The sequence below is a fragment of the Sorangium sp. So ce131 genome (assembly GCF_051519095.1).
In the GTDB taxonomy this organism is placed as follows: domain Bacteria; phylum Myxococcota_A; class Polyangia; order Polyangiales; family Polyangiaceae; genus Sorangium.
The window spans coordinates 2,428,879-2,441,028 of the sequence record NZ_CP150455.1 but is presented as its reverse complement, the minus strand read 5'-3'; the positions used below and the strand labels follow the sequence as shown (position 1 = coordinate 2,441,028).

The following is a 12,150-nucleotide window of genomic DNA, read 5'->3' as shown; positions in this document are numbered from 1 at the left end:
CCACGGCCGGCGGGCCTTCGTTCAGGCTCGTCCGGCCGCACCACGACCGGAGGCCCCCCGTGCGAAGAGCCTTCCTCCGCGGCCGCGCTGCGCTCGCCGCGATCGCCGCCTTTGTCCCTGCGCTCTCGAGCTGCGCCGACAGCCGCTCGCCCGCCACGCCCGGCGCGCTCTCGCGCGGGCCCACCCCCGCCGCGCTGCGCCCCCTGCCCGCCGCGCCGGCCCTCGCGGCGCGCCGCCCCGAGGCCGCGCCGCTCCGGCTCACGGCGGCGGACGGCACGGGGCTGCGCCTCGTCGCGCTCACCGGCCGCGCGGTGATCGAGGCGCCGCTCGCGCTCACCGAGCTGCACCTCACCTTCGAGAACCCCGAGGACCGGACGCTCGAGGGCACCTTCAGCGTCACCCTGCCGCCCGGCGCGAGCCTCGGCCGCCTCGCCATGAGGATCGGCGATCGCTGGCAGGAGGGCGAGGTGGTCGAGCGCCAGCGCGCGCGCGAGGCGTACGAGGACTTCCTCCACCGCAAGCAGGATCCAGCGCTGCTCGAGCGGGCGGCGGGCAACGAGGTGAGCGCGCGGGTCTTCCCCATCCCGGCGCGCGGGGTGAAGGAGATCGTGCTCTCGTACTCCCAGGAGCTCGGCCCGGACGCGCCCTTCACCGTCCCCTTGCGCGGCCTGCCCGTGGTGGGCCGCCTCGACCTCGAGGCCACCGTCGCGGGCGCCGCCGCGCCGGTCCACGCGCTCCACCGGACGGACGCGGCGCCCGAGGCCGATTTCGTCGTGGATCCCGCGCGGCTCGGGTTGACCGGGGCGCGGGGCGGCCTGCGCAGCGGCGAGCTCGTGCTCGCCCGCGTGCGCGCGCGCTTCGGCGGCGACGGCGACGGCCACGCGCCGCCCGATCCGCTCGCCTCCGCGGTGATCCTCGTGGACACCAGCGCCTCGCGCGCGCTCGGCCTCGAGGAGCAGCTCGGCCTGCTCGCGGCCGTCGCGCGGGCGGTCGCGCGGGCGGGCGGCCCGGGCGCGCCGCTCACCGTCGCCTGCTACGACCAGACCGTCACCCCCCTCTTCGACGGCGCGGCCTCGGCGTTCGGCGAGGCGGAGCTCCAGCACATCCGCGAGCGGCAGGCGCTCGGCGCCTCGGATCTCGGGCGCGCGCTCCGCTGGGCCGGCGAGCACGCGCGCGCCCGCGGGCAGCGGCGCGTGGTGCTCCTCTCCGACGGCATCGCCACCGCGGGCGAGGTCGCGGAGGGCGCGCTGCGCGGCGCCGCGGCGGCGCTGCGGGGCGCGGGGATCGAGCGGCTCGACGCGATCGCCCTCGGCGGCATCCGCGACGACGCCGCGCTCCGGCAGCTCGTCACGGCGGGCCTGCCGCGCGACGGCGCCGTGATCGACGGCGCGCGCGGCGCCGCCGAGGTCGAGCGGCGCCTCGCCTCGGCCACCCGCTCGGGGATCGCGGTGGGCATCGAGGGCGCGCGCTGGGTCTGGCCCACGTCGCTCGACGGCGTGCAGCCCGGCGACGAGGCGCTCGTCTACGCCGAGGTGCCCGCCGAGTTGCCGGTCCGGATCACGGTGGACGGCCGCACCGACACGCCCGCGCTGCGCGGCGTGGAGCGCCCCCTGCTCGAGCGCGCCGCCGCCCGGGCGAAGATCGAGGGCCTGCTCGCCCGAGAGGCCGCAGGGGGCGACCAGGACGCCCTGCGCAGGCAGATCGTCGATCTCTCGATCGCGCACCGCGTGTTGAGCCCCTACACCGCGCTGCTCGTGCTGGAGACCGAGCGTGACTACGCGCGCTTCGACATCGCCCGGCGCGGCCTCTCCGACATCCTCACCGTGGAGGGCGGCCGCGTCGCCGTGCGGAAGCGCTCGTGGCCGCCGGCCGAGAAGCCGTGGGGCGCCGCGCCGCCCGACGGCCCGGCCGCCGAGGCTCCCGCGGGCGCGGGCGCGGCCCTGCGCCCTCCGCCCGCGCCGCCGGAAGCTCCGGCGGGCGCGCGCGCCGAAGAATCCTTTGGCGCGGGCGGGCTCGGGCTGACGGGCATCGGCGAGGGCGGCGGCGGCCGCGCCGAGGGCATCGGCCTCGGCGAGATCGGCACCATCGGCCACGGCAGCGCGGCCGCGCCGAGCGCCGCGCCGGCCGCGGGTGACGGCCAGGGCTTCGGCAGCGGGCACGGCCGCCTCGGCGGCTCCCACCGGGCCGCGGCGCCCTCGCTCCGCGCGGGCGCCGCCCAGGTGAGCGGCCGCATCCCGGCGGAGGTGATCCCGCGCGTCGTCCGCCAGAGCTTCGGCCGCTTCCGCCTCTGCTACGAGCGCGGGCTCCAGCGGAACGCCGGCTTGCAGGGCGTCGTCGCCGTGCGCTTCACCATCGACCCGAGCGGCGCGGTGACGAGCGCGATCGACGGCGGCTCCGATCTGCCCGACGGCGCCGTGGTCTCCTGCGTGGTCCGCGCCTTCCACGGCCTGAGCTTCCCCGCGCCCGAGCGCGGCAGCGTCACCGTGCTGTTCCCGATCCGGTTCGCGCCGCCGGCCCCCGGCGCCACGCCGGCCGCCCCCGACGCCGCTGCGCGGCCGGAGCCCCCGCCGCCGATCGAGCCGTACACCGGCCGCTTCAAGCAGATCCACGACACCCTCGCCCGGGGCGACGCGCCGGCGGCCCTGCGCGACGCCTGGGCCTGGCGCGCCGAGGCCCCGGGCGACGTGCTCGCGCTCGTCGCGCTCGGCGAGGCGCTCGAGGCCGCGGGCGACGCGCCGGGCGCCGCCCGCGCGTACGGCTCGCTCGTCGACCTGTTCCCGGCGCGCGCGGACCTGCGTCGCTTCGCCGGCGCGCGCCTCGAGCGCCTCGCGGCCGGCGCGGGCCTCGATCTGGCGGTCGACACGTACGAGAAGGCGCGCGCGCAGCGCCCCGACCACCCCTCCAGCCACCGTCTGCTCGCGTTCGCGCGCCTCAAGCGGGGCGAGCACGCCGCCGCCTTCGACGCGCTCGCCGCGGGCCTCGAGCGCCGCTACCCGCCCGGGCGTTTTGCCGGCGTGGAGGGCGTCCTGCGCGAGGACCTCGGCCTCGTCGCCGCGGCGTGGCTCAAGGTGGATCCAGCGCGCCGGGCGGACGTCCTGGCCCGGCTCGCGAAGTCCGGCGCCGCGCTCGAGCGCGCGCCCTCGCTCCGCTTCGTGCTGAGCTGGGAAACGGACGCCAACGACGTCGATTTCCACATCCGGGACGACCGCGGCGGCCACGCCTATTACGGGCGCCCGACGCTGCCCGGCGGCGGGCGCCTCTACGCCGACGTCACCACCGGTTACGGCCCCGAGTGCTTCACCATCCGCGCCCCCCGGGAGCAGCGGGCCAGCCGGTACACCCTGCAAGCGCATTATTATTCGCGCGGCCCGATGGGTTACGGCATGGGCAAGCTGCAGATCGTCGATCACGACGGCAAGGGCGGCCTGAGCTTCGAGGAGCGGCCCTTCGTGGTCATGACCGACGGGGCGTTCGTGGATCTCGGCGCAGTCACGCGGTGACGCGCCGGCGCGCCGGGGGCGTCGCCGCGCGCCACCGTCGTCTTGGCCGAACCGGATCGCGTTCGCAGGTCGCGCGCGGCGAGGCCAGCGCCCCCTCGGGTGTTACCGAGCTGGCAGATGATGGTCCTGGTTCGGCCTGTCAGGAGTCTTGGCAGGGATCATGGAGAGAGAAGAGAGATTTCAACGCAAAGGCGCAAAGACGCAAACCAGAATTTTCTTTGTATTTTTGCGCCTTTGCGCCTTTTACCCCGACCTGGGCCGGGTCGCCGGCCGGCCTCCCTCACGGCACCGCCGTGAGCAACCCGAGGCTGTACTGGTTCAGGTCGTAGGAGCTCCCGGCCCTGGTCCGGCCCTGGAAGAGATACCGCATGTTGCAGGTGTCGATCGTCATGGTCTCGTCGGGGTTGTCGCGGAGCATCTCGCCGTGGCTGATCCCGTCGTTCGACCAGCCGGCGCCCGTGACGTTGTTCTTCGACGCGAAGGGGTTGGCCTGCGTGGCCGCGAGCGGCGTCCAGGCTCCGTCGAGCCTGTCCGCTGTCCAGGAACGGAAATACCGGCCATCACCGATGGCCTCGTGGATCAGCAGGTACTTGTTGGTGCCCTTCATCTTGTAAATGTTGGCCGCCTCGAACAGCGCGTACTTGCTGTCGCTCAGGGCGATGACCGGCGTGCCGAAGCCGTTCGGGAAGCTGGCCTTGCTGGTCTTGCTTCGATAGAGGTGCCCGTTGTCGTCCGAGAAGAACAGGTAGCAGTCCGCGTCGTCGCAGATCACCCAGAAGTCGATCCACCCCGGCCCCGACCCCTTGTTCCGGGTGACGATCTCGGGCTCGCTGGCGATGAAGTACCGGCGTGGCGACCAGGACCTGACGTCGCTTGGATTCGTGCTGGTCGAGTAGGCAGGGGGCTGCGTCTGATAGACGAGGTACCACAGGTTCTGCGGCGCGAAATAGAAGAGCTGCGGGGCACACTTGTAGCCGGTCAGGTTGGGGTTCGTGCTCAAGAGCGTCTTCGGGGCCGCCGCGGCCTGATCCCAGTCGGTGAAGTTCAGGTACGTCATGTTGTAGCCGCTGGAGTAGTGCGTCGCGTACACGTGCCACTTGCCGTCATGGAAAAGGACGGTCGGATCCTTGATCGACACGGAGCCGCTCGGCGGCGTGATCAGCGCGGGCGACGACGTCCATTCGAAGCTCGTGGGCACGCCGCAGCCAGAGCCCGTGCTGCCGCCGGCGCCGCCGCCGCCGCCCGCGCCGGCGCTCGTGGAGCCGCCCGACCCAGCGCCGCCGCCGCCGCCCGCGCCGCCCCCCGACCCGGCGCCGCTGCTCGACGAGGAGCTCGCGGACGAGCTCGAGCTGCTGCTCGAGGAGGCGCTCGAGCTGGCGCCCGAGCCTCCGCTGCCGCTGACCGAGACGAGCGCAGGCCTCCCGGTGCCGTTCGCGCAGAACCCCCACGACGTCGTCCCCTCCGCCGCGATCACCCCGTTGTAGCTCTCGCTCGTGATGTTCAGCCGCCCGCCCGACGGCGTGGAGCGCGCGCCCCACAGGCTGGTCACCGTCGTGCCGCCGAGGTCGACGACCATGCCCCAGGACGCCGTGGCCGTGGTGCGGCTCAGGTTCCTGACCGTCACGTCCGCGCAGTACCCGCTTCCCCACTGCGATCGCAGCGCGAGGTCAGCCGCCACCGTGCCGTCCGGGCTGTTCAACTCGGACTCCAGCGAATCGCTGTCTTCATGGTCAGAAAGCCCGGAGCTGCAGGCGAGCAGAAAACATGCGAGGGAGGCGGAGCTGCAGCCAAGCAAGCGAATGATGCTCATGAAGTTTCTCCATGGCCGGTTCGGCCGAACCGCAAGTTTCTTCCTGGAATGGATAAGCAAACCACGAGGAGCGCCGGTGAGCCCGCCGCTCGCTCGGATCGAGCCCGCCATTGTGAACGTTCACACTCGGTACGTCAAGGCGCGCGTCGACGCCGGGGCGACGACGATGCCTTGCGGCGCAGAGCCGATCCGTGAGACTCCTGGCCGTGGAGGGCCTGCGGGTGAAGATCTATTGCCACTGCGGGTCCACGATTCGCGGCCGGCTCTACATCGATGGTCTTGATGGCGAGCTCCGCTGCTTCATCCCCGATGGCGAGCCGGTAGACCGCGAGGTCCTCCGCAGCAGGCCGGAGCCGTCCGGCTGAGCGTTGATCTCGAGGCCGGCCAACAAAGAGTCAGGCAACTCATCAAGCCTCCCGCGACTTACTCGAAGGCAGACCGAATGCCCCGTGATCTATCGCCCAGACTAGCAGCGTTCGTGGAAGCTCTACCGTTGAGGCCGGGGCTTCGTGTCCTGGAGATCGGTTGCGGCCCTGGTGTTGCGGCGCGCGCTGTTGCCAGGCAAATCGGCGAGGGGCACGTTCTGGCGATCGACCGCTCAGCCAAGGCAATCGCGCAGGCCATGGCGGGTTCAGAGGCTGAGCTGGCCTCTGGCCGCTTGAGCTTTCGCCGTGTGGCAATTGAGGACTTCGAGCTGGAGAAGGGGGAAACGCCGTACGACATTGCATTTGCCATTCGGGTCGGCGCGCTCGACGGCCGTCACCCGGAGGCTGGGCGCATCGCCAGGCAGCGGATTCGCCGCGCCTTGGTCGAGGGTGGCCGCCTTTACATCGATGGAGGCGATCCGCTTCGTGAGGTCTCCCTCGACCATTGACGTCACCGCATCGTTTTTTCTCTTCCCCCCGCAGGAACCAGCGCGTACAGCGTGGCTGTACGGCGGGACGGCCGCGGCGAGCAGCTTGACTTCCGATTCGCGTTTAGGTTTCCTGGCCTCCGCCAACGAGCTCTTCGCGGTTCCCCGTGTCTGGCCCCAGGTCGTCTTCCACTGGCTGAGAAGCAAGGGTGTGTCGGATGTCGTGTACAAACGAGAACCAGAGCGCCTCGACTGCGCCGAACGATGCGACGGCCAGCCAAAGCACGGAGCCGGCTGAGAGCGGCTATGCGGATGTGAACGGGCTGAAGATGTATTATGAGGTGCATGGGAAGGGTAAGCCCCTTGTGCTGCTGCATGGCTCGTTCATGAACATACCCATGAACTGGGCTCACGTCATCCCTTCGTTGGCAAGAAGCCGGCAGGTGATCGTGGCCGAGATGCAAGGCCATGGCCGGACGCGAGACGTGCCTCGGGAGTTCAGCTACGAAGGCATGGCCGATGATGTGTCCGGGCTGCTCGAGCACCTGAGGATCGCGAGCGCTGATGTGCTGGGGTACAGCATGGGGGGAGGCGTGGCCTTTCAGGCAGCGATACGCCATCCCGAGCAGGTTCGCAGGGTCGTCATCTTGTCGGGCGCTTATGCGCACGACGGGTGGTGGCCGGATGTGGAGGCCAGCTTCGCCACGATGACCGCGGACATGTTCAAAGGAACTCCCATAGAGGAGCAGTATCTCAAGTTCGGGAACGACCTGGCGCGCTTCCCTGAGTTCATCAAGAAGGTCATCGGCGTGGACCTGAAGCCTTACGACTGGTCCAGCGAGGTGAAAGGCATCAAGGCGCCCCTGTTCATCGTCCTTGGTGATGCCGACGGCGTACGGTACGAGCATGCCCTGGAGCTCTTCCGGGCCCTGGGCGGTGGAAAGATGGGAGACATCCACGGCTTGCCGAAGTCTCGTCTCGCCATCATCCCGGGCACCACGCACATCGGCCTGATGCAACGGATGAACTGGTTGGTGCCCATGATCACCGAGTTCCTGGATTCTGACCTGAATCCATCGCCGCCGACGTTCTAGTTCCGTGCCTCACGAGTCTGGCCAGGGATCCCGAGCGATTTAAACGCAAAGGCGCAAACCAGAATTTTCTCTGTATTTTTGCGCCTTTGCGCCTTTGCGCCTTTGCGTTGAAATCTCTCTTCTCCCGCCGTGATCCCTGCCAAGACTCCTGACAGCCCGAGCTAGCGAGGCGAGCTCTTTCGCGCGAGACCGTCCCGTCGTCGTGCGCGTACGTGCCGGCGGGCGCCGGGGGTGATCACGAGGAGCGCGATGCGCCTCGCAGCTCGGCGTGCCAGCTCGGCCGAACTCGAAGGAGGCTGCGCGTTCTCCTCGGCCGCTCGTGTCGTCCCCGCGCACGCGGGTGGACCCGAACGCGACTGGACGGCCACGGTCCGATAACAACCCATTTCCATGAGCAAAATCGTGCTCGGAGGGCACATGAGCAGCCGGATCTTTCTATGTTGCGGCGGCGGCCGATCCCCCGGCTCTCCCGCCGCAGCGTCCGGCTCCGGCGGCGGGCCGCGATGAAGCCGTTCAACCTTGGCATGGAGTTTCTCTGTGAGCATGCGCAAGACACACCTGTTCTCGTCGATTTGCATCACATGGGCTCTCCTCGCAGCCGGCTGCGTCGACACGACCGAGAGCGTCGACACGACCGAGAGCGTCGACACGACCGAGGGCGTCGACACGACCGAGAGCGCGATCAGCGATGCGCCCTTTCTGTCGGGTGATCGCGTCCTCGAGCAGGTGGTCGCGCAGCTCGGGCAGGACCCCTCATCGACTGTCCGCCTCGCGCTCGATCGCGCGGTCAATCAGGTCGGCGGCTTCGGCGTCGAGCCGTACCCGGTGAGCGACTGCCGCGGCCAGTCGGAGCGGCTGTACTGGAACGGTGAAGCCGCACACCTCGCGCGCCTCGGCGTGGTCGCCGTCGCCGACCTGCTCGCGCTCGAGGCGGTGACCGAGGGACCGCTCCAGACCGACCTGCTGCGAAACGCGCCTGTGCGCCCGGGCGATCTCGCGCGCGTCTTCCGCATCCTCGCGAGCACGGAGAGCCCGGCGCTCCTGTTCGAGGCGGCCGCGTCGCTCTCGAACAACCCCGGAACGACGGAAGACGAACGTCGCGCGCTCGTCGCGTTCGTCGCGGATCTCCTCCAGACCAAGCGCTTCCGCGGCGCGACCGGAGCGCTGCGCACGCCGGACCTCGAGCATCCGCCGAGCGTCGACGCGCTGCTCGTGACGCTGCGGGAGTCGGCCTCGCGCTCGGTCCGCGAGGCGGCCGCCGCGTGGTACGGGAGCGCCGGCACCCTGAGCGCGGCGCAGGCCGACGCCATGCTCGCCGATCCGAGCTACCGCGTACGTCGCGCGGCGGGACGGCTGTTCTGGAGAGGCTCGGACGTCGGCCCCGCGCGGCAGCGGGAGCTCACGCAGGGGTTCGCCTCCGCCGCGGCGCTGAGCGAAATGCGCGCGGACACGCTCCGCGAGGACTACGGCGTCCGCGAGGAGGAGAGCGGGAGCTGGTCGAGCCTGCCCGACGGGATCGCCGCGCGCCAGGCGGAGGCGCGGGGGCAGTTCCTCGGCGAGGCGCTCGCGTCCGCGCCTCCGGACGTGGACATCTCCGGGTTCCTCGCGGAGGTCGCGGAGACGGCCGACGTGACGAACCTGATCGAGGACGCGATCGCGGCCATCGGGCGCTCCACCGTGCTCTCCGCGGCGGCGCGGCAGAGCGCGCTGCTGTCCTTGTACCACGCCGCCGACGTCGCGAGCTGGCGCGACGTCAATCCCCGCCCGCGCGGCGCGCTGTTCAAGGCGCTCGTGCCGCTCCTCGCCGACGGCGCGGCCTCGGACGCGGACGTCGCGGCGAAGCTCGACCAGGCCCTCGCGTGGCAGCGCAGGCAGACCAACGACTGGCCGGCGCTCCGGGCCGCGCTCGCGAGCGGGTCGCGCGCCGAGCGCATCGACGCGCTCGTGAAGCTCGCGGGCAGGCCGCTCGACGAGGTCAACTCGGGGCTCGCGGCGGGGCTCATCGGGCTCACCGACGTCAGCGCAGCGCAGAAGGCGCAGCTCCTGAGCGACGTCACGCCGTCGTTCGCGGGCTGGCTCGTCCCCCTGGCGGCGCTCGAGGCCGGGATGGATCCCCGCGCCGTGCTCGCGCGCATCCAGGCGCTCGCGCAGGCGCAGCGCATGCGCCTCGGCGCGGACATGCTGCGAGCGTATACCCGCGCCGCCGCGAGCCTCGACCTGAGCGGCGCGGAGGCGGCGCAGGCGGTGGCGCGCTACGCCGGAGCGGTCGACGGGTACTGGGCGAGCCAGGTGCCGGCGGAGATCGCCGGGCTCCTCTCGCTGCTCGACGACGCGCGCGTGAGCGACGACGAGCGCGCGCAGGCCTGGCAGGAGATCCTCGCGCCCGCGGGCGCGGCGCCCCGCTGGTTCCTGCTCATCGACGCGCCGAGCGGCGGGCCGAGCATGAGGGCGATCGCCGCGGTCGTGCGCCCGCGCGTCGTCGTCGGCGCGAGCACGTGCTGGCGGGGCCGCGCCGACCCGGCGACGACGCGCGACGCGCTCAGCTTCATGCTCCTGCCCTACATCATCGAGCCGGCCGCCCTGGAGCTCGATCCGCACGTCGTCGTCGCCCAGCGCGCGGCCGCGGTGCGCGCGGCCTCGCAGCACACAGAGGAGCTGCCGGACGGCGCCGACGCGGCGGCGGTCTTCGCCCTGCGGCCCGCGTGGAGGAGCGCCTACATCGCCGCGGACCACCCCGATCGCGCGAAGTGGGAGAGGCCCGCGGCCGAGCTCGCGCAGGAGGTCCTCGGCGTCACCGACGGCGAGGCGACGCTGTACGACGCCGCGCACCGCCTCGCGTTCGCGCGCGACCTGCGCAGCCTGCCGCGCGAGCAGATCGACGCCGTCCACGCGCACCTCGCGCAGCGCGGGACCACGGCGCGCGCACGCGATCAGTACGCCTTCGCGCTCGAGGCGATGTACGGCACGGCCTACGACGCGCTCGCCGCCCGCTTCCGCGACGCGGTCGACCTGCGGTGGGATCTCGGCGACGCCGCGCGCACGCTCGGCGAGGAGGCGGCGCTCGAGGCGATCCTCGGCGCGGCGGGGCACGACTTCGGGATGCTCGACTCGGCGCTCGCGCTGTCGTCGCAGGTCGTCGCCGGCGCCCGGGTGTCGAGCTCGTTCCGCCAGGGGATGCTCGAGTTCGGGATGGAGGCCGAGCGCTTCTGGGGGACGCTCGGGCGCTGGTCCGCGGGCCCGATCATCGAGGCGCGCACCACCGAGCCCGATCTGGCGTTCATCGCGCGCGCGGATGCGGTCCACGTCTTCGGGCTCGGCAGCGCCAGCGGAGATCGCAAGTTCATCGCGAGGAGCTCGACCTTCGGCTCGATCACGCGCGATCCGCGCATGCCGCCCGCCGCGGCGCTGCAGATCGCGTGGAATCGCCTCGCGCTCGGCCGCTTCACCCTGCGCCGCGGCCTCTCGTACATCGGCTCGGAAGGCGTGTCGCCCGCGACGATCACGTCGACGGTCGACGCGGTGCTCGGCATCCGGGCGCGTGATGACGTCGATCCGGAGGAGAAGGAGGCGCTAGGGCGCGCGCTGCTGAGCGTCCTCGAGTAGGTCCTTCAGAGATTCGGCGATGGCCTCAATTCAAATTTACACCACCACGCGATTGTGTCGGATGGCGTCTTCTTGATCAGCCGCCGCAGCCGAGGGGGATCGTCAATCTCCACATGTCGTTGAGCAGCACCGGCGCGAACTCCGCGGTCGCTCCCCCGAAGATGTAGAGCTCGTAGGCCGCGGCGGTCTTGCGAGAGAAGTAGAACTGGCCGAACCTCGGCGCCGGCGCCGGCCCCGTCATCGCGGTGTCCACGCGCGTCCAGGTCCCTGTGTGGAGATCGAAATACCAGAGATCGGACAGGGTGGTACCGTCGAACTGGCTGCCCCCGAAGAGCCAGATGCGGTCGTTGTGCTCATCGGCGATCAGCTTCGCGTTGTCGCGGTGGCCCGGTCCGCCGGCCTCGTCGAAGGTGAGCTGATCCCAGGTCTCGCTGTCGACGTCGAACATCCAGAGGTCGCCGAGGTAGTTCTCCGGCGTGAACAGGCCGGTCCCGTTCACGGCGTCGTTCGTGTATCCGCCGTAGACGAGCAGGGCGTTCCAGCCCTCGGAGTAGACGAGCGGATGATGGGCTCGAGCGCGCGGGGCGGGCGAGCCGGTCGCGACCTGCCTCCAGCCGTTCTTGTAGCGGACCAGGTCGTGCTGGAGGCCGTCCGGACGGTTGATGAAGGCCGGCAGCGTCGACGACGAGCCCGAGAAGGCGTACGCGACGGTCTTGTGCTTCCCTTTCTTTCGCACGGCGACCGCCTCCGTGGAGCGGTTGGCGCGCCCGATCTCGGCCGCGCTCTGCGAGATCTGCGTCCACCCGTGCGCCGGGTCGAACCGGAACGTGTCCTGGTGCGTGAGGTCGAGCCCGCGCCGGAAAGGACCTCTCCCGCCGGAGACGATCAGCGCGTCCTCCTCGGCGACGCACCACATCATCGACTCGGCCCTGGCGGACGGCCCGCCCGGGTACTGGCCGAGGTCGTACCAGGTCAGCGTGTCGACGTCGAAGGCGCTGAAAGTGGCCACGGGCTCGTCATCGGGGTAGGTGCCGTTCAACCCGCCGAAGATGTAGAAGAGGCCCTCGTGATAGGCGCTCGCGCCGTCCCAGACGGCGTCGGGGACGTCGCCGCCCTGCGGAATCTCGGTCCAGTAGGGCAAGCTCGACTGGGCCGCGCTCGGGCGGATACCGGCGAACGAGAGCAAGAGAGAGAAAGAAGCGATGAGAACGATCCGAAGCTGAAGCCTGCTTGTCATCCGGGCGACCTCCTTGTTCCAGGCAACGGCGGGCTCGCTGGAGCCGGTCGCCG

7 protein-coding genes are annotated in these 12,150 nt (G+C 71.3%); 5 read left to right on the top strand and 2 right to left on the bottom strand.

The genetic code is table 11. The features are described from left to right. Positions 1–59: 59 nt before the first annotated feature. On the top strand, positions 60–3,500 hold the full coding sequence (locus WMF43_RS09120; RefSeq protein ID WP_437679089.1) for an AgmX/PglI C-terminal domain-containing protein: 3,441 nt from the start codon (positions 60–62) through the stop codon (positions 3,498–3,500). 280 nt (positions 3,501–3,780) lie between these two features. Here the strand turns inward: WMF43_RS09120 and WMF43_RS09115 are convergent, their stop codons facing one another. Beyond that, positions 3,781–5,310, bottom strand: a complete 1,530-nt coding sequence (locus WMF43_RS09115) for a non-reducing end alpha-L-arabinofuranosidase family hydrolase (RefSeq protein WP_437679088.1) — start codon at positions 5,308–5,310, stop codon at positions 3,781–3,783. Between the two features lie 191 nt (positions 5,311–5,501). Here WMF43_RS09115 and WMF43_RS09110 point away from each other — a divergent pair, with 191 nt between their 5' ends. The 4 genes from WMF43_RS09110 (at position 5,502) to WMF43_RS09095 (ending at position 10,860) form a co-directional block, all read left to right on the top strand. Then, positions 5,502–5,675, top strand: a complete 174-nt coding sequence (locus WMF43_RS09110) for a hypothetical protein (protein ID WP_437679087.1) — start codon at positions 5,502–5,504, stop codon at positions 5,673–5,675. Positions 5,676–5,752: 77 nt separating this feature from the next. Further along, the gene (locus WMF43_RS09105) at positions 5,753–6,184 is read left to right on the top strand and encodes a class I SAM-dependent methyltransferase (protein ID WP_437679086.1); all 432 of its coding nucleotides are present in this window, start codon (positions 5,753–5,755) and stop codon (positions 6,182–6,184) included. Between the two features lie 197 nt (positions 6,185–6,381). Continuing rightward, entirely contained in the window at positions 6,382–7,257 is an 876-nt protein-coding gene (locus WMF43_RS09100) for an alpha/beta fold hydrolase (RefSeq protein ID WP_437679085.1), read from the top strand. A 543-nt stretch (positions 7,258–7,800) separates the two neighbouring features. Beyond that, a complete protein-coding gene (locus WMF43_RS09095) occupies positions 7,801–10,860 on the top strand; it encodes a hypothetical protein (RefSeq protein WP_437679084.1) in 3,060 nt (1,019 codons plus the stop codon). Positions 10,861–10,936: 76 nt separating this feature from the next. Here WMF43_RS09095 and WMF43_RS09090 read toward each other — a convergent pair whose 3' ends face one another. Next, the gene (locus WMF43_RS09090; RefSeq protein WP_437679083.1) at positions 10,937–12,097 is read right to left on the bottom strand and encodes a Kelch repeat-containing protein; all 1,161 of its coding nucleotides are present in this window, start codon (positions 12,095–12,097) and stop codon (positions 10,937–10,939) included. Positions 12,098–12,150: the final 53 nt, after the last annotated feature.

Excerpts from the sequence above, each read along its gene's own strand:
- WMF43_RS09090 (WP_437679083.1), bottom strand. The coding sequence starts at position 12,097 with ATGACAAGCAGGCTTCAGCTTCGGATCGTTCTCATCGCTTCTTTCTCT.
- WMF43_RS09095 (WP_437679084.1), top strand. The coding sequence starts at position 7,801 with ATGCGCAAGACACACCTGTTCTCGTCGATTTGCATCACATGGGCTCTC.
- WMF43_RS09115 (WP_437679088.1), bottom strand. The coding sequence starts at position 5,310 with ATGAGCATCATTCGCTTGCTTGGCTGCAGCTCCGCCTCCCTCGCATGT.
- WMF43_RS09105 (WP_437679086.1), top strand. The coding sequence starts at position 5,753 with ATGCCCCGTGATCTATCGCCCAGACTAGCAGCGTTCGTGGAAGCTCTA.
- WMF43_RS09100 (WP_437679085.1), top strand. The coding sequence starts at position 6,382 with ATGTCGTGTACAAACGAGAACCAGAGCGCCTCGACTGCGCCGAACGAT.